This window comes from Mesorhizobium prunaredense, assembly GCF_900156895.1.
Classification (GTDB): Bacteria; Pseudomonadota; Alphaproteobacteria; order Rhizobiales; family Rhizobiaceae; genus Mesorhizobium; species Mesorhizobium prunaredense.
On record NZ_FTPD01000045.1, the window covers coordinates 675,619 to 695,303 of the forward strand.

Sequence of the window (19,685 nt, forward strand, 5' to 3'; positions counted from 1 at the left end):
GCTGAACGCACCGTGAAATCGCGACCTTACCGGACCTGTCTGGAGGAATGGTCATGGCAAGTTTTCACGTGATTGCAGGCGCCAGCGAGACGCTGGAGCACACCAGAATTCGAAAGATCGGCGTTTCCGACCTTTTCGACGCGCTCAAGCGTGGTGTCGACGACTTCATGGTCAAACCGTCGCACATCGTTTTCCTCTGCCTGATCTATCCGCTTGTCGGCGTCGTGCTCGCTGTCTGGACGTCGGGCAACAACGCGTTGCCGCTGTTGTTTCCGCTGGTGTCTGGTTTTGCGCTGATCGGTCCATTCGCGGCGCTCGGCCTCTATGAGATCAGCCGGCGGAGAGAGGCCGGGCTCGACGCCTCATGGAGCCACGCTTTCGAGGTCAGGAATTCTCCAGCGCTGCCGGCCATCGCGGCGGTCGGGATCATGCTGCTTGCGATCTTTATCGCCTGGCTGTTGACCGCGCAGATATTTTATCAGCAGGTGTTCGGCTCGGCCCCGCCGGAATCACTGTCCAGCTTCATCAGTGAAATATTCGCCACCGGACGCGGCTGGACGCTGATTATCGTTGGCCACGCGATCGGCTTCGTCTTCGCCGCGGTCGTGTTGTGCACCACGGTCGTCGCGTTCCCGTTGTTGCTCGACCGCGACGTCGGCGCCTACGAAGCCATCCATACCTCGGTGCGGGTGGTGCTGGCGAACCCGATCGTGATGGCTGTCTGGGGCCTGATTGTCGCCGTCGCCCTGATCATAGGCTCGCTGCCGGTGTTTGCCGGGCTGGCGGTGGTGCTGCCGATCCTCGGCCACGCCACCTGGCACGTCTATCGGAAAGTCGTGGAATCGCCGGCCTCCACCAGACCGGCGGACTGAAAAAATTCTGCCCTGCCGCACCGGCGAGAGGCCGCTGCGGCAGGTTGGCAAGAGCGCTTAGTAAGCCGGGTAGCTAAAGCGGGCTTGTTGTGCGTCGCTGGTCAGGTTGCGGAAATCCTTGCCGCTGACATGGACGAGCGTCCTGTGGTCGCCACCCTCGAAATAGATATCGCCGGCATTGCCGAGGCTTTCATCGACAATCACCGGCACATCGTAGGCCGCGCCGATCGGCGGGATGGCGCCGGTGTCGCAATCCTCGAAGAGCGAAACCACCTCGTCCTCGGAGGCGAGCCCGATACGCTGGTGCATCACGTCCTGCAACGTGCCGAGCTCGATCCTGTGCGTACTGGGGACCACGGCCAGCGCATAGCCACCGTCGTGGTGCACCACCACCGATTTGGCCATTATGCTGCCGGGCACATGCGCCGCTAAGGCGGACTGCCTGCTTGTCGACGTGCGGTGGTGCTCGACGGTGTCGTAGGAAACTCCTTTCTCGTCGATAAAGTCCTTCAATCTGTTTGCGATCGTCATCTTGGGCCTCCCTTCCTGGAGTTCGCGACGGAGAAACGACGAAAATCGTTCTCCTTCTGTCGTTTTCCGGTGGTGACAAAAATGGGCCAGCTGTCGACCGTTTCAAGGCAAGGCAGAGCGGGCCGCGAACAGCCCCTCCTGTCCTTGACGGGAAATGCCGCCCGAACCCGGATTTGCGCGTCAGGGCTCGGTCCCAAAAAACAGCGTCCGGGTGAAAAGCGTGTACTCCGATTCGAAGACCATCATTGCCACGAATACCAGCACCAGGATCGGCGGCAATATGATCGCATAGGTCAGCGCCAGCCGTTCCCAGGCCATGTGCATGAAGACCGCGACGATCAGCCCAGCCTTGAGCATCATGAAGATCAGGATCAGCGACCATCTGAGATAGCCCTGGAGGCCGACATAGTCGACCAGATAGGAGCAGGCGCTGAGGATGAACAGCCATGCCCAGACCACCAGATAGAGCTTGATCGGGTGCTCCTGATGAACCTCCGCAGGCGCGATGCCGGTTGCTGCCGGATCATGCGCTTGAACTCCGTGCAGCGTATGTTGCCCCAGGCCGTTTGCGGTTGCTTCAGCCATATCTGCCTCTCACCAAAGCCATGTCTGCCTCTCACCAAAGATAGAAGAATGCGAAAATGAACACCCAAACCAGGTCGACGAAATGCCAGTAGAGCCCCATGATCTCGACGTGCTCGTAGCGGCCCCTGCGACTGGTGAAGAACCCGGGCCGCCCGGTTTCGTAATCTCCGCGCCAGACCTTTCGCGCCACGATGATCAGGAAGATCACCCCGAACGTCACATGGGTGCCGTGAAAGCCGGTGATCATGAAGAAGGATGACCCGAACTGCGCCGCACCCCACGGATTGCCCCAGGGCCGTACCCCTTCGGTGATCAGCTTGGTCCATTCGAAGGCCTGCATGCCGACGAAGGTTGCGCCGAGCGCTGCGGTCAAAAGCATCAGGATCGCCGTCTTGCGACGGTCGTGGCGGTAGCCGAAATTCACCGCCATGGCCATCGTTCCGCTGCTCGAGATCAGCACGAAGGTCATGATCGCGATAAGGATCAGTGGAATATTCGAGCCGCCAATGTGAAGCGCAAAGACCTCGCTCGGATTGGGCCACGGCACTCGGGTGGACATGCGCGCGGTCATGTAGGAGAGCAGGAAGCAGCCGAAGACAAAGGTGTCGCTGAGCAGGAAGATCCACATCATGGCCTTGCCCCAGGACACGTTCTTGAAGGCGCGCTGATCCGAGGACCAGTCGGCGGCGACGCCTTGCAAGCCCGCCGGTCGCGGCTGTGCTTGGCCGGTATGCGTCAGTGTCGCGTCTGCCATCCGTCCGGCCCTCCTAGGTCAGCAACTGTCGGCAAATCTCGATAAAAGTCGCGGCCCAGCCGGCCAAAAGTGCAAAAATGGCGAGCCAGACGAAAAGCAGGAAATGCCAGTACATGGCGCACAGTTCGACACCGAGGCGAAGCCGCTCCGGCCGTGCTCCGTTCCAGGCGCCGGCGGTCGTTCTGCCCAGGCCCACCAGCCCGCCCAGTATGTGCAGGCCGTGCATCCCGGTTATCAGGTAGAAAAAACTGTTGGCTGGGTTGGCGGTCAGCAAGTAGCCGTCGGCGGTCAGTTCCCGCCAAGCCACAATTTGTCCAACCAGGAAGGCAAGTGCGGTGAGCCCAGCCGTGACGAGGCCGAGCCTGACCGCGTCGATCTCGCCCCGGCGCGCAGCGACCGAGGCGCATTGCAACGCGATGCTGCTCAGGACCAGCACGCCGGTGTTGAACCAGAGCACGCGCGGCAGCGGCAGCGCCTGCCAGTCCGACAGCGCCATGCGCATGAAATAGGCGCTGGTGAAAAGCGCAAACAGGCAGCCGACGACGGCGAGGAAGACGCCGAGGCCGATCTTGGCGGTCGGCAGCGCTGATCCTTCCGGGCCGATAATATCCCCGATCACACCTTGCTCGAGCCATGGCTTGGCCATCAGCCGCTGATGGGAAAGCCACCATCCGGCAAAGCCGACGATGACGAGGAGGAAGACCAGAATGACGCTCATGCCGGCTCCCTGGAGGATCCGAAGGAGCCCGGCATGTTTTGCGGGATAAAGTCCTCCTTGGCGCCCGGCACGCTGTAGTCATAGGCCCAGCGATAGACGATCGGCAGTTCCTTGCCGAAATTGCCATGGGCGGGCGGTGTTTCGGACGTCTGCCATTCGAGTGTCGTGGCGCGCCACGGATTGCCGCCGGCCTCGCGGCCGTGGCGGATGCTCCAGATCAGATTGAACAGGAACACGATTTGGGCGAAGCCGACGAGGAACGCCATGATGCTGATGAACGCGTTCAGGTCGTGGGCCGACTCGGTCATCACCGTCGTGGCGGTCAGTTCGTTGTAGCGGCGCGGCACGCCCATCAGGCCGATGTAGTGCATAGGAAAGAAAATCAGGTAGGCGCCGAGGAAGGTGACCCAGAAATGGAACTGGCCCATCGCCTCGTTCAGCATCCGGCCAGTGACCTTCGGGTACCAGTGATAAATCGCCCCGCAGATCACCAGAATCGGGGCAACGCCCATGACCATATGGAAATGGGCAACGACGAACATCGTGTCCGACAGCGGAACGTCGACGACGACGTTGCCGAGAAACAGTCCGGTCAGCCCGCCATTGACGAAGGTGACGATGAAGGCCAGGGCAAAAAGCATCGGCACGGTGAGGTGGATGTCGCCGCGCCACAGCGTCAGCACCCAATTGTAGACCTTGATCGCGGTCGGGACGGCAATGATCAACGTCGTGGTGGCGAAGAAGAAGCCGAAATAGGGATGCATGCCGCTGACATACATGTGGTGCGCCCAGACCACGAAGCTCAGCGCGCCGATGCCGACGATGGCCCAGACCATCATCCGGTAGCCGAAGATGTTCTTGCGCGCATGGGTGCTGATCAGATCTGACACGATGCCGAAGGCCGGCAGCGCCACGATGTAGACCTCAGGGTGGCCGAAGAACCAGAACAGATGCTGGAACAGGATCGGGCTGCCGCCGCCGTGCTGCAGTTGTTCGCCCATCTCGACGATGGCCGGCATGAAGAAGCTGGTGCCGAGCGCACGGTCGAACAGCATCATCACGCAGGCGACAAACAGCGCCGGGAAGGCGAGCAGCGCCATGACCGTCGCGGTGAAGATACCCCAGACGGTCAGCGGCAGGCGCATCAGCGTCATGCCGCGTGTGCGGGCCTGCAGCACCGTCACGACGTAGTTCAAGCCGCCCATGGTGAAGCCGATGATGAACAGGATCAGCGAGACGAGCATCAGGATGATGCCCCAGTCCTGGCCGCCCGGTGTGCCGGTCATGATCGCTTGCGGCGGGTAGAGCGTCCAGCCGGCGCCGGTCGGTCCGCCGGGCGCAAAGAAGCTCGACACCAAAACCAGCACGGCGAGCAGGTAGATCCAGTAGCTCAGCATGTTGACATAGGGAAAGACCATGTCGCGCGCGCCGACCATCAGCGGGATCAGGTAGTTGCCGAAGCCGCCGAGGAAGAGTGCCGTGAGCAGGTAGATTACCATGATCATGCCGTGCATGGTGATGAACTGGTAGTAGGCTTCCGGGGTGATGAAGTCGAACGTGCCGGGGAAGCCGAGCTGCAGTCGCATCATCCAGGACAGCACCAGCGCCACCATGCCGATTGCCGTGGCCGTCGCCGAATACTGGATGGCGATGACCTTGGCGTCCTGCGAAAAGACGTACTTCGTCCACCAGCTGTGCGGATGATAGAGTTCCATCTCCGCGACTTCGGCCGGCGGTACCGCATCTGCAGGTGTGACATCGACCATATAGGAACACCTCCGTGCCCTTTTCGGCCTGACTCGACAGTTTCGAGCCGTGCCGCAATTTCAACCCAGATCGCCGTCTTTGCCGGCGTCTACTCTGCCGAGCCCACCTGCTGGGGGGCCGACAATTGCGCAAAAGTCTGCTGTTCGCCGAGCCACGCCAGATAGTCTTCCGGCGTGTCGACCATGACCACGCCATTCATCAACGGGTGCCCCTGGCCACAAAGTTCGGCACACAGGACCTGAAAAGTTCCGGTCTTGGTCGGGGTGAACCAGAAATAGGTGACCGAGCCCGGGATCATGTCCATCTTGGCGCGGAATTCCGGCACGTAGAAATCGTGCAGCACGTCGATCGAGCGGAGCAGCATCTTGACCGGCTTGCCGACCGGCAGATGCAGATCGGCGGCTTCGACGACGACATCGTCCTGGCCGTTGGCATCACTGGCGTTCACGCCGAGGGGATTTTCAGGGCTGACGTTGCGGGTGTCGGACGTGCCGAGCTTGCCGTCCTTGCCGGGCAAGCGGAAACTCCACTGCCATTGCTGGCCGACGACTTCGACCACTGTTGCGTCGCTCGGGACGCTGACGAACTGGTTCCAGACGAACAGGCCGGGAACCAGCATGGCGGTGACGCCGATCGCGGTGACGATCGTCAGCCACCATTCGAGCCGCTTGTTCTCGGGTTCGTATGCCGCCTGGTTGCCTTCCCGATGACGGAAGCGGAAGACGCAATAAGCCATGAATAGGACGACGGCGGCGAAGACGACGCCGGTAATCCAGAAGGTGATGATGATGGTGTTGTCGATATAGTCCCAGTTAGAGGCAATCGGCGTCCACCACCATGGGCTCAGGAAGTGGAACAACACTGAGCCCACAACTACCAAAACGAGTACAAGCGCTATGGCCATATCCCGTTCCTCCCGGCATTCCAAGGGCGCGAATCCGTCTCAGGAAATGCCAAATGCATCATAGCTCGATTTCCAGTCGAAATTCTAGTGCGGTCTTCCCGTCAGCCGAAAACGCAAGGGCGATGATGTGGAAGAACCCAAGAAGAAGAAGGCTGCCGCGAAGAAAAAACCTGCTGGGGCGCCGAACAACACGGCTTCCTGCCGAATAGTGAAAGCCGCCCCCTCGCGGGCGAGGAGGCTGGTTCGGGATGGTGCCGACGGGATCAGGCGATTGGTTTTCGCAGACCGGCTTGCTGTCCTGGCGGTTTGGGCTGCTGTCGGGCGAGACGAGGCCGATTTCGACCTTACCGGGTTCAGCAAGGCGGCCGGCCGGATCGCCGGCACCTGCAATCCCTAGTTGCCGGTGATCGGATCAGCAACGCTCGCCTTGACCGCTGCGCTTTAAGCGATCCAGTGGGTTGTTCCGGCGCAAACGTCTCGAACGCAGCCGCGCAACCAACGGTGCGCCGGATCTGCATCCAGCCGCGGGTGCCACAAAAGTGAGACCGTGATTTCCGGCAGGGGAAACGGCAGAGGGAACCAGAACATTCCATCGCGCAGGTTTCCCGTATAGCGTTCGGGAGCACTGGCGATCAGGTCCGAGGCACGCGCTAAAGCCAGAGCTTCCGAAAAGCCGCCGACGACCGTCACGATCTCCCGTTTCAACCCCAACGGCGCAAGGGCATCGTCGATCGGTCCCCTGTCGAGCCCGCGACGGGAGATGAGGATGTGCCGGCCAGCTGCGTAGCGGGCAGGGGTGATCGTCACCTCGCACAACGGATGTCCCGTCCGCACGACGCCGACGAAACGATCACGGAACAGCGCTTGCGCGCGCATTTCCGGTCCCGTGGTCTTTCCGACAACGCCGGTTTCCAGGTCTACGCTGCCGTCGCGCAGAGGCGTGCTGTCCTTGTCCGGCTTCAATACAAAACGCAGGCGCACGCCCGGTGCCTGTTCGCCGACGCGCGCAATGAGATCCGGCCCGAAATTCTCGACAAAGCCGTCCTGATTTCTGAGCGTGAAGGTCCGCACAAGCCGTTTCAGGTCGAGCATCTCAACAGGGCGCAAAACGGCTTCGGCGTCCTGCACAAGCCGACCGACGCGCTCGCGGAGCTCGAGGGCCCGAGGTGTCGGAACGAGGCCGCGTCCGGCCCTGACCAGCAGCGGATCGCCCGTCGTCTCACGCAATCGCGCCAGCGCCCGGCTCATCGCCGACGGGCTCAGCTGCAGCCTTCTGGCGGCGCGCGCCACGCTGCCTTCCGTCAGCAACACGTCAAGCGTGGCAAGCAGATTGAGATCGGGATGTGACACATGCTGATCGTAGCATGGCCGGCACGATCTGACATGGCGTCAAACGCAATGGTCAAGTGCAAATGATGCGCCTTCCGCCATATCAAGCAAAGGACTACCTGTCTGCCAGCTCCGTTGCGGGAGTCGCGCCAGAAAACGGAGTTCATGTTGAAGCCAATCGATGCAGGACGGGCCGTCGCCGGAAATCCAGAACGGGCACCTGCGGTTCGGTGGGCGCTCGCCAGCCTTTCGCTATCGATGTTGCTGTCCTCGCTCGGCATCAGCATCGCCAATGTCGCCTTGCCGACGTTGGCGCAGGCGTTCGACGCCTCGTTCCAGGCGGTCCAGTGGATAGTGCTGGCTTACCTCCTCGCCATCACCACCCTGATCGTCAGCGTCGGACGGCTTGGTGACATCACCGGTCGCCGGCGGCTGCTGCTGGCCGGGCTGTTCCTGTTTACGGTGGCCTCGGTCCTGTGTGGCGTGGCGCCGACGCTCTGGCTGCTGATTGCAGCCCGGGCGGCCCAGGGCTTGGCGGCGGCCATCATGATGGTCCTCACCATGGCTTTTGTCGGTGAGATAGTGCCGAAGGCAAGGACCGGCAGCGCCATGGGGCTGCTCGGAACGATGTCGGCGATCGGCACCGCTCTCGGTCCCTCGCTCTGCGGTCTGCTGATTGCCGGAGCCGGTTGGCGGGCGATCTTCCTCGTCAACGTGCCGCTGGGCTTGCTGGCATTTTGTCTCGCCTATCGCTATCTGCCGGCTGATTGCCGCGGGCTGAAAACGGATCGGGCCGGCTTCGACGTTGTCGGCACGCTGCTGCTTGCCCTGACGCTTGGCGCCTATGCGCTCGCAATGACGATCGGACGTGGCAGTTTTGGTCCGCTCAACCTGGCTCTGTTGGTGGCTGCAGTCTTCGCGGCCGGCTTTTTTGTGCTTGTCGAGGCGAGAGTGGCGTCGCCTTTGATCCGATTGGCCGCGTTCGGCAATGCGATGCTGAGTGCGAGCCTCGCCATGAGCGCGCTCGTTGCGACGGTGATGATGGCGACGCTGGTGATCGGGCCGTTCTATCTGTCTCGCGCGCTCGGGCTCGACGCGGCTGTTGTGGGCATCGTCATGTCGGTCGGTCCGCTTGTCGCCGCGCTGACCGGTGTGCCGGCTGGTCGCATAGCCGACCGTTTTGGCGCTGGGCGCATGACCATCGTCGGGCTCATCGCAATAGCCGCCGGCTGCTTCATCCTATCCATGATGCCGGCGATGTCAGGCATCCCTGGCTACATCGTCCCGATCGCCGTCATCACATCTGGCTATGCGCTGTTTCAAACGGCAAACAACACCGCTGTCATGTCGGATATCAGCCCGGACCAGCGGGGCGTCATTTCCGGCTTGCTCAACTCGTCGCGCAATCTCGGGTTCGTCACCGGCGCATCCGTCATGGGCGCTGTGTTCGCATTCGCCTCAGAGGCCATCGACATCGCAACGGCGCGGCCCGACGCCGTCGCCACCGGTATGCGCATCACGTTTGCGGTCGCGGCAATACTGATTGTCGGTGCGCTCGCCGTCGCGGTCGGAGGCCGCGCTCTCGCGGCACGCCCGTCGCTGCCTGGTGTGTCATGACACCAGACGGGACGCTTTCGGGCCGATGCTTGTTCAAACAGGGCGTCAGATCAGCAGCAGGCCCTTCATGCTGGCATGACCCTTCTTGCCGATGATGATGTGGTCGTGGACGGCGATGCCGAGCGGTTTGGCCGTCTCGATGACCAGCTTGGTCATCTCGATGTCGGCGCGCGACGGCGTCGGGTCGCCTGACGGATGATTATGCGTCATCCGTCGAGCCTCATTATCTAGTTGATATTGCATAATAAAAAAGCAACTCCGACATTGGTGAGGGCGGTTTTTGGGTGCGTGTGCGAGCTCTATTTGAGCAGGTTCACGATTGTTCATGTTCCTCCCCGTTGAGTCGATTTGTCGCACGGCATGCAACGGTTTGCAGCCTTGCCCATTCGTTGAGGTCGGCCACGGGATAGACGATTGACTTCCCAATTTTCACGAAAGCTGGCCCGATGCGCATCGCGCGCCAGTTAGCCAATGTCCCGGTCGAGATTGCGCCGCGAAATCGTTCTGTCACTTCCTCCGGCGTCAGATACAGTGGTTCCATCATCTTGCACCTCAAATCAAGGCTCGGTCGGGATGGTCGAGTCCACGAATGGTGGGACGGAGACGACCTCCCGCGCTCGGGGGCGACAAGGCGATCTTCATTGAGAAAATCAGTCGATACCGGCGCGTCACGCACCTCTACGGCGACTTCGCCTCAAGACAGAAGCGGCTTCTGACCACGGTAGGATCGTCTCGGGCTGCCGGTTAGAAAAAGGTCGGGGGAAGGGGCGACCATTGGTCGGATCGGGCGGGGCAGGGGATGTACCCACCAAGCCCTCCGAAGGTGGAGGCCCGCGTCGAGCCGAAGCTGCGAAAGGGCGCGTATCGCGAACCGATCGGACAGCATGATGGGGCAGCGGCTTTGCCAACGAGCGGATCGTCGGTCATGCTTGTCTAAAGCGTCGCGTGCACAACCAAGCGAAGCTGTTCGCAACGGAACTCACGGCCACCAGTTGGTCGCGGTCTTCACGGACCGAAGGGCGCTCCTCACTGCCTCTATTCCGCACAGTTCATACGCGAGGGCGGCAACGATCCGGAACTCTGCAAGAACGACTTCTCTGCTGTGTAGCCACAGCCTTTCTAACCAAAATTCCAGAAGAGTTGACTTTTCATTTTCAGCAAGGAAACCAAACGATATCGCGATGTGTTGCAGGGGCGTACGTCTGTCATCCTCTTCGTCAATGGTGTCGATGATGAGCAATGCTTCTTGAATCAGAGATAATCTCTTAGATGGGTCGCAGTGCGGAGCAATCACCGCCAGCATTTTAGCTTGTACATTTTCACGATTCATTGCACGGATTACCTTATACGACTGATCGAACATTCCTGCGCTAGCAAAATACTCGGCAGCTCTCGCTTCATCAGTCTCGGCATATTCGTCCTCGTACTCCTCGCGAGCTTGCTTCAGCGCCGCCACCGCAATCTGCTTGCGGCGCTTCATCGAAATGTGTGTTCTCAGGTGATCGGGGAAATCTTCCAAACGTCCTGTTTTGCTGAGCTCTGCGCAAAGAGCCTCCGCGAATGCTCGTTGTTGCCCAAGTTCGCCCGCAGATCTGGCCGCGCGAAGGACGCTCTCTCTCATTGTCCAGTCTGAGGAATTGTCCTTCGTCGCGACCACATTCTGAAGCATAATCCTATATTCACGCACCAGCGTGCGAAATGACAACCCAACGCTCTCAGCTAGTTGTGACGAGCTGGGCAAAGCAACGGAAACCCGCTTACGCGCGGCAGCCAAATTATGAACCTGAGCTTTCACGGCTGGCGGAATGTACTCGAGGTACTCGGCAGTTAGTCCTGGCCTTGCTGTTTTTGGCACTGTTCTAAGTTTCGCCCGGAGCATACGACAAACCGCCAATTGCGCATGGCGACCCAAGTACGGAATCAGTTCGAGGAGGCGGTGGTTTGACGCTGGTTTGCCGTCTCGCCCCTCCAAGAAGAACGTTCCCTTTCGGACAAAACTCCTTAGATAGCACTTAGCTAGGTTCTCCCTTTGCGGCCCACGCTCAGGCAGCGCTCGAAGCCACTCGACCGCACCGTCATAATTCCTCACAAGTTTCCCCGACCACGAACTGTAGGACTCGAATGGCAAGGCGATATCGTCCCGAGTGTTACGGGGGTCCGGCTCGAATAGTCGAAGCCATGCAATGAGGTGATCCCTTTCTTCCCCGTCGTTTACTGCCCTAGACGCCTCCAATGCAGCAGTCGCTACCTTCTCCTTGACCGGCATGGACAGATGGGGAAGCACCGGCAGCAGCGCCATCGAACGGTTCGCCGGGTTGCGAATACTTAGTAGTTCGTCAACAAGCATCTCGACTCGCTCCGAGCCAGCGAGCCTTACCATTTGCGCAACGATGCCATCAGGTTCATCTCTTGTCGCCGACGCGGAGAACTTGGCATGGTGCTGTGGGTCGAAAGCAGGCGCTTTGTCTTCGTCTGGCAACGTGTTGAATATTCTGAGGCAGGACTCAAAGGTGCCTTCTGTCAAGTGCGGCATGACGCTACGCAAGGCATATGCGCGTTTCTTCCCATCTTCTACCTTTGGAACCTCTTCAAGCGCACGTTGCAACAGCCGCTGCTTTTGCCGAGGTGAGGCTGCGCTGCTCAGCTCGACCAAGACGTGAGCGCGGCTCCGCCAGGTGCAGTCAAGGGTCGTAAACGCTATCTCCTCCGCCGCCAGGATTGCATTCGACCTGATGGCGCCGTCCGCGATTGTTCCGACGCGCTTAAGTATATCAAAGGCATCCTCCGGCCCAAACTTCGTCGAAGTTGGCAGCTGACGGATCGCTTCTACAGCATGACCAAGATCGGTGTCTCGAGAACATACTTGGAGTGTAAACTCCAATGCGTTTGTTTCGCTCGTTTCGAGCACGCATTTTCGCCGCAGCTTGTCCAAATCATCGCTGGTGATCTCTCGGTAAAATCTCAGAAGCGCGAATAGCCCACCTGGCTGTATTCGCGTCTTAGCGTCCATTGCCATCAATCTCGTTCGCAATTCGCGTCGTCCAGCCCTTCCTAAAAGCATCAGCAACTCAATGACTTGCTTTTCGCCGCATGATTGCTCCGAAGTGATGTTACGCAACGCTACATCGAAGGCCAGTTTCCTGACGCTCGGAGTTTGGAGCCGCGCTGACACTTCGAGCAGAAGATCTGCTGCGTGCCATGGTTCCATTTCTGGTAGCCACCTGAGTATGCTGGGGAGGTATGATACCGGAAGAGCTGAAGCCAATTCTGCTGCGGCGATGTCTATCTGCCATCGGGGTATCAGTTTCAGGAGTGGGATCACGCCTTGGACGAACCTCTCATCCATAGCTCTGATCACTGCAATCAACACTGGCAAACGGGGGTCGTCAGGGGGTCGCTCTTCGTAAAACCTTCTGTCTACAGCTATAGTTATACGTTGAACGCGGTCTACAATCTCGGTGATAAGTCCCTTGGTTTCGGCTTCGGGAACGTAATTTATAGCGACCGCCAGGGCGATCGGGCTCTGATACTTATTAGTGACGGATCTTGCGTGATCCAAACATTGGCTTGAGCTCCACTCCCTGGTATCAATGAGAGCCGCGATAAGTCCTATTGGTATATTTTCAGATAAGTTACGAATACTGGATGCGGCAAGAGTGTATAAGGACATATGTTCAAAGTTGCCATGCCATGCCTCCGCTGGTCGACCTTTCAATATCTCATACCCTAATGACAAATCTTGCAAATAATCCGCAAGAGTACCCAGACGATCGTGTAGTTCAAACCACGCGCTAGAGCCTCTATTTGTTGTATGAAGCACGTTGTGGATGGCGTCCAGCAGTCCACCCTCGCGACAATGGTAGAGGAGGTTTCTCCTCTCGTTGGCAGACAATGAATGAAATGGATTTTCCATCTCGACCATTCGTTAGTCGGCGCCAGTGACAGGCACTTTTCGTCCTCAGTCTATGTCGGCGTCTGCCGGGCATGCAGCGAGTTTTATGCGCCTTGTGCACCATGGCGTTGCGCTCGCCGCTGACTTTTTGTCGGCAATCCGTCGAGTTTCCTTGCGCCAACGCAAACTCCACGTAGATCAGGGCCAGCGGGTGGCGTACGGCTATCGCGGTTCTCAGCTCATTTATGCTTGGAAAATGCCGGCACGCCAATGCGCATATATCTGATCGCGATTGGCAATATCGGGTAGCGCTTTAAGGAGCGCGAGTGCGGATTCGCGATCGCCGTGTTCACCGATCGTTTGTATGCGCTTCAAATGCGCGGCGACATGAAGGCATTGCTGCGCTAGCGGGTATAGGTTCTTCCTGGAAGCGGATTTAGGTGTCACTCCGCCGGCATTGAGTTGGTCATACCCCTCGATCTTCCACATATGTATCTCACCGGAACGATCGATGACGCAAACGGCCTTTCCGTCCGCCAGAAATCCCGCGAATTTGGGCTCAACATCGACGAACGTTCTTAGCAGCGGCTCGCCGGTCAGAAGGCGCCACACGATCAACATGCCATCGCGCGAGACCGAACAGACCAGCCCTTGTTCCTCAGCACATGCGACCGCCATCACGGCGACTTCGTGCCGTAACCCTGCGATCCGCTGCCAGCCTCCGTCGAAGCGCCAGGCACTGGCTTCGTTGTCGTCCGTCCCGACGATCACGACGCCATTTAGCGTTGTACAAAGCGCGTGGACCGAGCCGCTGAACCGTTGCTCAATCGAGTGTTCGGCGGTTTCGCAATCCCAGAGACAGATCTTACCGCTGACACGAGGATGGTCTTCCGTATCCGCGTATCCACAGAACAGTGCGGTTCCGCCGGGTGCGATAGCGGCCGATTCAAGGGGCGCTTTCAGCATGCCGACGCGCATCACGGTGATCGTCCGCTTTGGCATGGAGTTGCGGTCGTACGGCAGCAAGAAGGAGCGGCTGTTCGCGGTGATCGGCGCGAAGAGTGGGTATTCGATCAAACCTCTGGGCGAGCCGACCAGAAGATTGACGGCGCCATCGCTCACCCGCAGGAGAATCCGGTTTGGGTAGTCCGATTGGTCGGCGTCGGTCAGGGAGCGGGGTGGGAGTGGAATGTCGCCCGGGATGTTCTGAGAAAGGATGATTTTTCGGCTGTCCAGATCCACGATGTGAACGAAAAATTTCAACGTTCGCGTTTCGCCCAGGACACGGCCGGAGAGAATTACGGCGAGCGAGCCTTGCGCGTCGAAGTCGACCCCGACTTCTCCGTCTGGCAGCGCGATGCTCTCAACTACATCATCGGCACGATTGAGAGGGACGGCGACCAGTCGGTTCTGGTAAAGCAGCAGCAAATCATTCTCGACGATGCGTGCGGCGCTCGGTTCTTCTCGGCGCCGGCTCTCGAAAACGAGCGAAGAGCTTCGCTGGTCATAGACCGAGATCTGGCCGGAACTGTCGCCAACTGCGACCAGCTTGCCCGATTGTGAAAAGCAGATCGCCGTCACGGCATAGTCTGCCTTGTGGATCTGCTTCGGAGAACCGCCATCTTCGGCGATCGATATGAGCTCTGCCACGCCATGGGCGGTGCCCAAGCACACCCGGTCGGAATCGCCGGGTTCGACCGCGAGACAATTGACGCGGAAGCCGCGGTCCAACGCCTCTGGATTGAACCCAAGGCTGCCGCCCGTTCCTCGGTCGAAGTCGTAAAGATAGATCCCGTCAGGTACCGACTGGTGGAACGGTGTCATCTCGGGAGGAATCGGAGGTTCGCCGAGGACACAGATCGCATTCCGGCCGACGGCTTGCGCGGCGTGGGAAAATCCGAACGTCCCCGTACAGGGGGCGCATATCTTGGACACGATCGGGCGCAGGGCGTCGATGCGGTCGTCGAATTCGACCATGCGGGCATGAGTCTGGTCCGGATCGTGCTTCCTCTCGAGATGGATTTCGGAAAAGATCTCGCTGGTCTTTTCCTGGGTTATCGGAACGTGATCTGGCGTCAGATAGCAAACGACACCATCCATGCTGAGCATCATAACATGGTCGTCCCGCCCGGGAACCGGATCCCAGGTCAATACCAGAGGACGCGAGGCCAGTTGCTGGCCGATTTCGGTGCAGGCTCCCGTGGAAAGGCTTGCCAGCCAAAGTGTGCCGGCCGCCTCCGAACCCGTCGGCAAGCCGGCTCCGAGGATCAGATGGTCATCGGATCGCCAGCGTACGTGATAAACGAAGTCGCCAAGGCCATACAATCTGTGCGCTCGACCGGTCTGGTCCCAGACGATCGCCCCGGATGCATGCGGTGTGGGCTCAGCGGCGCCGAAACCGGCGGCAAGGAACCTGCCGTCCGGAGAGACCACCAGTGACTTCGCGGCGGAGGGCGGCGTTTGGCAGCGTCGTGAAAGCTCTCCTCGGACCAAATCCCAGATCCACACTTCACGTCCAAGGCTGGAGACTGCCAGGTACCGGTCTTCGCGCCAAAAGGCCAGCGAGATGACCTGTGCGGTGTGCTGGGGGTGCGGCGCGCCTCTGGTCTTGCGCAGCCACGATGGCCGCGCAATCGCTACTAACGGCAGTAGTGCCGCGGCCTCCTGTATGGCTACGTCGCTGGTATTGGCAGCCTGCTGGTATAGGGTCTCTGGCGCTGTTCGGAGGAAATGCGCTTCGCGCGAAACGAACCGATCGAAGACCGCGATCGGTTGATCCTCATGCCAGCGACTTCCGAGCGCGAGGCGGGTTATTTCATAGTCCTGCAGCAATCCATCGACCATTCCGGCTTCGGTCTTTGCGGAGAGGAACAGGAGATCGGTGAGCAACCGCTCGAGCGGAGCCCAGGCCTCCAGCGCGCAGAGGTGGTGCGAGAGATGAGAGAGTTCGTAGTCGGTCAGCTCTTTGTAGGGATTAGGGTTCCCTTCGGTGTCGCTCTCTACCGGAGGGGTAACCTGACGGGTGGGCGGATCGATTTCTGGCATGAAGGAACCCCTGAGGGAAGGTCGATCAGCTGCTGTGGTACTCGGTCGTCGCGGTCCGCAAGGGCGAAAATTCTCATAATCGCATGATCCCCACCGGAGCAGGACATTCCAATTCCGGCCTTCAAATATTGGCAGTGCCACCCTCGCGCGAGGCCTGATTCTATGTCAGGGTCGCATCTTCCGCAACAATCTCGAAGGGCGTTGCCGACCGACCTTCTTACGTCCTAAGTTGATAGTTCAGCCGATTACCCGGGGGCGCAGACTATGGTCCGAAAGCTCAGCGACATGATCGTCATGTTGCCCGGAATCACCGGCAGCGTGCTGCAGGAGGGAGGCCGGGATGTCTGGGCCGTGTCCGGGCAAGCGGCTTGGCGTGCGCTGACGAGCGGTGGGCGCAGCCTGCAGGATCTCCGACTCAAAAGCGGCGAGCCGGACAGCATAGTCGCTACGCGTGTGATCGACGATGCCCACATCGTCCCGGGGCTCGTCAAGATCGACGGATACACCTCCATTTCGCGAATGATCGGGAAAGCATTTGAGGTGGTGGGCGGCAGTGTGACGGAGGATCATGCGGCCAACTATATTGAGTTTCCGTATGACTGGCGGTTGGACAACCGCGTAAATGCACGCCGGCTCGAGCAGTTGGTGAACGATCGCCTGCGCCGGTGGCGCGAGTACAGCCATAACCCGAACGCTCGCGTCATCTTCGTGGCCCACAGCATGGGTGGTCTGGTGGCCCGATATTATCTCGAAGTGCTGGAAGGCTGGAAAAATTGCCGGGCGCTGATCACCTTCGGAACGCCCTATCGCGGCTCCTTCAACGCCCTCGACTTCCTGGCGAACGGTTACAAGAGACTCTTTCTTGACCTCACTGAAGCGATGCGCTCGTTTCCATCGGTCTACCAGCTGCTGCCGATCTACGAAGCACTGTGGAGTGGTGACAAATACGTGCGCGTTGCCGAAGCCGGCCATCTCCCGGGGATCGACCCCGTCCTGGCGGCCGACGCACTCCGATTCCACAGGGAGATCGAGAAGAAAGTGGAGGAGCACCAGCAAAATCCGACTTACAGGGACAGCGGATACGTGACTATGCCCGTCGTTGGCACGCGGCAGCCCACCAAGCAGTCCGCAATTCTCAAGGATGGGAAAGTCACCGTCGAGTTCGCGATGCCTTCATGGATCGACGCCGGATTGGACGGCGGCGATGGTACCGTCCCGCGCGCTTCGGCAATTCCGATTGAACTCTCCGACGCCCACCACAATAGCTTCGTGCCGGAGCGGCACGGCTCGCTGCAATGCAACCGGTCGGTACTGGACGACCTGCAGGGGCGGCTCGAGCAGACGCAGGTGCGGGGCATGCGCAACATCAGGGGACCGGAGGACAAGATCACGACCACAGGGCAGGCTGCCCTCTCCCTCGATTTGGAGGATTTGTATCTGGCCGACGAACCTGTCACGTTTCGAGCGAAATTGCTCGACGCCAAGCAGGTATTCGGGAAGGTGCAGGGGCTGATCGAACCGGTCGACGCGCTGGCATCGCAGCAAACTATCGATTTTAATGAATCCGAAGACGGCTGGGCCGTCACGCTCGATGGCTTGCCGCCTGGACTCTACCGGATCCAGGTGCGCACGGCCGAGGGCGGCCCCTTGGCCCCGCAGCCCGTGCGCGACCTTTTCGAGGTGGCAGGAGCTGGCAGATGACGGAGGAAACCGGAGGCTTTGGGAGCTGGCCACAGTGGTCGCGCAAGGATGATCGCGGTTTGGCACGATACGCCACGCCGCTCGCCGGCCGCCTTCTATCGCTGCCGGTAAACCGTTTCGATCTGAGCCAAGAGGCCGGGTGGCAAGCCAAGGTCATTCGGGCCATTTACGATGCGCTGAAGGAACGTTCCATCCGATATGCTTTGGAGCAATACCATCCGTCGCAAGCGCTGCAGACTATTCGTACGCCGCAAGAGATACTCATAAAACCGCGCGAGGCGACATGCCTTGACCTTTCCTTGCTGTTCTGCGGGTTGTGCCTTGCCTCCGAGCTGCTGCCGGTCTTAGTCGTCATCGAGGGTCATGCCCTGGCCGCCGTTTCGCTGACGCATGGCTTGCGCGACTGGAACGGTTACCGGCCGGGGGCCAATCTATTCGAGGAACAGCCAGTCACCGACGCGGAAGCGCTTCGCAGCCTGGTCGACGCCGGGGATTTTCTCGCCGTCGAATGCACGGGTTTCGCACAGAGCGCGCAGTTCAACGACCTGGCCGGTCCGCTTGAAATGCAGCACCGGACCGATGGGTTGCTCTCATTCGACCAAGCCGTCGCCACGGGGCGCGCGCAACTGGAGCGGCGCGACAAGCCCTTCCGTTTTGCGCTGGACCTCGCTATCGCCCATTACGGCTGGCGCATTGAGCCATATGCCTTGGATTCCAGCCCCGGCGCATGGGTCACCAACATTTTTAGGCTGCTCGACAAGGTGCCGCCTCTTTCGTCACCGGCCCTTAAGGCTCTCAACTTCGAGCGGTTGGTGGAGGAGCGGACCCTGCATTTTGTCGGCCGCGAATTTGTTTTTCGCGCGATCGATGACCTGCTCGAAGATCCGAAGTTCGAGTCCGGGTACATCCTGGTCCGCGGCGAGCCCGGGATCGGGAAGACCGCCCTGGTCAGCCAACTGGTGAGGACCCGGGGCTACGTCCACCATTTCAATGTGGGACCGCAGAACATCCGCTCGGCCCGTGCATTCCTAGAGAACGTCTGCGCCCAATTGATCATTCGCTACCAGCTCGGCCACAACTCCTTGCCCCCCGAGGCCAGCCAGGACAGCGCCTATCTCAGCCAATTGCTTTCGGAGGCGGCGCAAAAGGCCGAAGGAACACCCATCGTGGTGCTGGTCGACGCGCTCGATGAGGCCGAGGATGCCGGATTAACGCCCTCGGCCAACCGCCTCTATTTACCGCAATCTCTCCCGAGGGGCGTTTTCTTCGTCGTGACGTCGCGCGAGCAGATGGATTACCGACTGGACGTACGGAACCGCGAAGACATCTACTTGCGGGACGACGATCCCAGGAACCTCGCAGACGTCGGCCACTATGTCCGCGATTTTCTGGAATCCCACAGGGCCGAGATGGGTGGCGCGCTCGCTGCATGGAAGGTCTCCGAGACAGAACTCGCCGAACAGCTGACGGAGAAGAGCCAGGGTAATTTCATGTACCTGGTTCACGTGTTGGAGGATATCCGCACTGGACGGATCTCGCCGGAGACCGTCGAGTCTGTTGCCAGTTTGCCACGGGGCCTACGCGAATACTATCAACGCCACTGGCGCGCCATGCGTGACCACGACCAGGCGCGGTTCGAAGCGATCTACGAGCCAGTCCTGCGGTTCCTCGCGACTGTTCGGGAGCCGGTTGCGGTCTCGGCCCTGCAAGAATGGTCGAGAGTGGATCCCCCCAGAATCCGCGACGTCATCCGTGAATGGCGCCAGTTCTTGAACGAGGAAGCCGTGCCGGACCAGGAGCGGCGCTACCGCATCTATCACGCGAGCTTCCAGGACTTTCTGGCGGAAGAGGGAATGGGCCTCATTCCGATGCACCGCCGCATCGCTGAAGTGGCGTTGAGCAAGGTTAAAGGTTTCCCCCAGAACACGCTTTCCGAACCAGGTTCCCGATGACATTGGCCCACGCCAAGC

General features: G+C 59.9%; 15 protein-coding genes and 1 pseudogene. 5 read left to right on the forward strand and 11 right to left on the reverse strand.

The annotated features are described in order from the left end of the window. Positions 1 to 53 precede the first annotated feature (53 nt). A complete protein-coding gene (locus BQ8794_RS27040; protein ID WP_077381723.1) occupies positions 54 to 872 on the forward strand; it encodes a DUF2189 domain-containing protein in 819 nt (272 codons plus the stop codon). 57 nt (positions 873 to 929) lie between these two features. Here BQ8794_RS27040 and BQ8794_RS27045 read toward each other — a convergent pair whose 3' ends face one another. The 6 genes from BQ8794_RS27045 to coxB all read right to left on the reverse strand — a co-directional run bounded on the left by BQ8794_RS27045 (position 930) and on the right by coxB (position 6,131). After that, positions 930 to 1,403 carry an aminoacyl-tRNA deacylase gene (locus BQ8794_RS27045; RefSeq protein ID WP_077381597.1) on the reverse strand — a complete coding sequence of 158 codons (474 nt, stop codon included), beginning with the start codon at positions 1,401 to 1,403 and terminating at the stop codon, positions 930 to 932. Positions 1,404 to 1,583: 180 nt separating this feature from the next. After that, positions 1,584 to 1,988 carry a cytochrome C oxidase subunit IV family protein gene (locus BQ8794_RS27050; protein WP_077381598.1) on the reverse strand — a complete coding sequence of 135 codons (405 nt, stop codon included), beginning with the start codon at positions 1,986 to 1,988 and terminating at the stop codon, positions 1,584 to 1,586. Positions 1,989 to 2,019: 31 nt separating this feature from the next. Continuing rightward, positions 2,020 to 2,742 (reverse strand): heme-copper oxidase subunit III family protein, encoded by a 723-nt coding sequence (locus tag BQ8794_RS27055; RefSeq protein ID WP_077381599.1) that lies wholly within the window; start codon positions 2,740 to 2,742, stop codon positions 2,020 to 2,022. 13 nt (positions 2,743 to 2,755) lie between these two features. Beyond that, positions 2,756 to 3,460 (reverse strand): cytochrome c oxidase subunit 3, encoded by a 705-nt coding sequence (locus BQ8794_RS27060; protein WP_077381600.1) that lies wholly within the window; start codon positions 3,458 to 3,460, stop codon positions 2,756 to 2,758. Further along, a complete protein-coding gene (gene ctaD / locus BQ8794_RS27065) occupies positions 3,457 to 5,226 on the reverse strand; it encodes a cytochrome c oxidase subunit I (protein ID WP_077381601.1) in 1,770 nt (589 codons plus the stop codon). The genes BQ8794_RS27060 and ctaD overlap by 4 nt, the downstream gene beginning before the upstream one ends. A gap of 89 nt (positions 5,227 to 5,315) precedes the next feature. Then, positions 5,316 to 6,131 carry a cytochrome c oxidase subunit II gene (gene coxB, locus BQ8794_RS27070; protein WP_077381602.1) on the reverse strand — a complete coding sequence of 272 codons (816 nt, stop codon included), beginning with the start codon at positions 6,129 to 6,131 and terminating at the stop codon, positions 5,316 to 5,318. Positions 6,132 to 6,402: 271 nt separating this feature from the next. On the opposite strand from coxB, the gene BQ8794_RS37100 reads away from it, so the two are divergent. Continuing rightward, positions 6,403 to 6,528: a hypothetical protein gene (locus BQ8794_RS37100; protein WP_280174618.1), complete on the forward strand. Its 126-nt coding sequence runs from the start codon at positions 6,403 to 6,405 to the stop codon at positions 6,526 to 6,528. 44 nt (positions 6,529 to 6,572) lie between these two features. Here the strand turns inward: BQ8794_RS37100 and BQ8794_RS27075 are convergent, their stop codons facing one another. Further along, on the reverse strand, positions 6,573 to 7,481 hold the full coding sequence (locus BQ8794_RS27075) for a LysR family transcriptional regulator (RefSeq protein WP_077381603.1): 909 nt from the start codon (positions 7,479 to 7,481) through the stop codon (positions 6,573 to 6,575). Positions 7,482 to 7,625: 144 nt separating this feature from the next. Between BQ8794_RS27075 and BQ8794_RS27080 the strand changes: the two genes are divergently transcribed. Then, positions 7,626 to 9,077 carry an MFS transporter gene (locus BQ8794_RS27080; RefSeq protein ID WP_077381604.1) on the forward strand — a complete coding sequence of 484 codons (1,452 nt, stop codon included), beginning with the start codon at positions 7,626 to 7,628 and terminating at the stop codon, positions 9,075 to 9,077. A gap of 45 nt (positions 9,078 to 9,122) precedes the next feature. Here BQ8794_RS27080 and BQ8794_RS37555 read toward each other — a convergent pair. The 4 genes and pseudogenes from BQ8794_RS37555 to BQ8794_RS27100 form a co-directional block, all read right to left on the reverse strand. Next, positions 9,123 to 9,287, reverse strand: a pseudogene (locus tag BQ8794_RS37555) (JAB domain-containing protein); the annotation flags it as partial. A 103-nt stretch (positions 9,288 to 9,390) separates the two neighbouring features. After that, positions 9,391 to 9,621, reverse strand: a complete 231-nt coding sequence (locus BQ8794_RS27090) for a helix-turn-helix domain-containing protein (protein WP_077381605.1) — start codon at positions 9,619 to 9,621, stop codon at positions 9,391 to 9,393. Between the two features lie 435 nt (positions 9,622 to 10,056). Further along, complete coding sequence (locus BQ8794_RS27095; protein ID WP_143744692.1) at positions 10,057 to 12,999, reverse strand: hypothetical protein; 2,943 nt, start codon at positions 12,997 to 12,999, stop codon at positions 10,057 to 10,059. 213 nt (positions 13,000 to 13,212) lie between these two features. After that, positions 13,213 to 16,014 carry a WD40 repeat domain-containing protein gene (locus tag BQ8794_RS27100; RefSeq protein WP_077381607.1) on the reverse strand — a complete coding sequence of 934 codons (2,802 nt, stop codon included), beginning with the start codon at positions 16,012 to 16,014 and terminating at the stop codon, positions 13,213 to 13,215. 264 nt (positions 16,015 to 16,278) lie between these two features. Between BQ8794_RS27100 and BQ8794_RS27105 the strand changes: the two genes are divergently transcribed. Together BQ8794_RS27105 and BQ8794_RS27110 are read left to right on the forward strand one after the other, a co-directional pair. Next, on the forward strand, positions 16,279 to 17,715 hold the full coding sequence (locus tag BQ8794_RS27105; protein WP_077381608.1) for a lipase/acyltransferase domain-containing protein: 1,437 nt from the start codon (positions 16,279 to 16,281) through the stop codon (positions 17,713 to 17,715). Next, on the forward strand, positions 17,712 to 19,667 hold the full coding sequence (locus BQ8794_RS27110; protein WP_077381609.1) for an ATP-binding protein: 1,956 nt from the start codon (positions 17,712 to 17,714) through the stop codon (positions 19,665 to 19,667). Before BQ8794_RS27105 ends, BQ8794_RS27110 begins: the two co-directional genes overlap by 4 nt. Positions 19,668 to 19,685: the final 18 nt, after the last annotated feature.

Excerpts from the sequence above, each read along its gene's own strand:
- BQ8794_RS27040 (WP_077381723.1), top strand. The coding sequence starts at position 54 with ATGGCAAGTTTTCACGTGATTGCAGGCGCCAGCGAGACGCTGGAGCAC.
- BQ8794_RS27045 (WP_077381597.1), bottom strand. The coding sequence starts at position 1,403 with ATGACGATCGCAAACAGATTGAAGGACTTTATCGACGAGAAAGGAGTT.
- BQ8794_RS27050 (WP_077381598.1), bottom strand. The coding sequence starts at position 1,988 with ATGGCTGAAGCAACCGCAAACGGCCTGGGGCAACATACGCTGCACGGA.
- BQ8794_RS27055 (WP_077381599.1), bottom strand. The coding sequence starts at position 2,742 with ATGGCAGACGCGACACTGACGCATACCGGCCAAGCACAGCCGCGACCG.
- BQ8794_RS27060 (WP_077381600.1), bottom strand. The coding sequence starts at position 3,460 with ATGAGCGTCATTCTGGTCTTCCTCCTCGTCATCGTCGGCTTTGCCGGA.
- ctaD (WP_077381601.1), bottom strand. The coding sequence starts at position 5,226 with ATGGTCGATGTCACACCTGCAGATGCGGTACCGCCGGCCGAAGTCGCG.
- coxB (WP_077381602.1), bottom strand. The coding sequence starts at position 6,131 with ATGGCCATAGCGCTTGTACTCGTTTTGGTAGTTGTGGGCTCAGTGTTG.
- BQ8794_RS27080 (WP_077381604.1), top strand. The coding sequence starts at position 7,626 with ATGTTGAAGCCAATCGATGCAGGACGGGCCGTCGCCGGAAATCCAGAA.
- BQ8794_RS27090 (WP_077381605.1), bottom strand. The coding sequence starts at position 9,621 with ATGATGGAACCACTGTATCTGACGCCGGAGGAAGTGACAGAACGATTT.
- BQ8794_RS27095 (WP_143744692.1), bottom strand. The coding sequence starts at position 12,999 with ATGGTCGAGATGGAAAATCCATTTCATTCATTGTCTGCCAACGAGAGG.
- BQ8794_RS27100 (WP_077381607.1), bottom strand. The coding sequence starts at position 16,014 with ATGCCAGAAATCGATCCGCCCACCCGTCAGGTTACCCCTCCGGTAGAG.
- BQ8794_RS27105 (WP_077381608.1), top strand. The coding sequence starts at position 16,279 with ATGGTCCGAAAGCTCAGCGACATGATCGTCATGTTGCCCGGAATCACC.
- BQ8794_RS27110 (WP_077381609.1), top strand. The coding sequence starts at position 17,712 with ATGACGGAGGAAACCGGAGGCTTTGGGAGCTGGCCACAGTGGTCGCGC.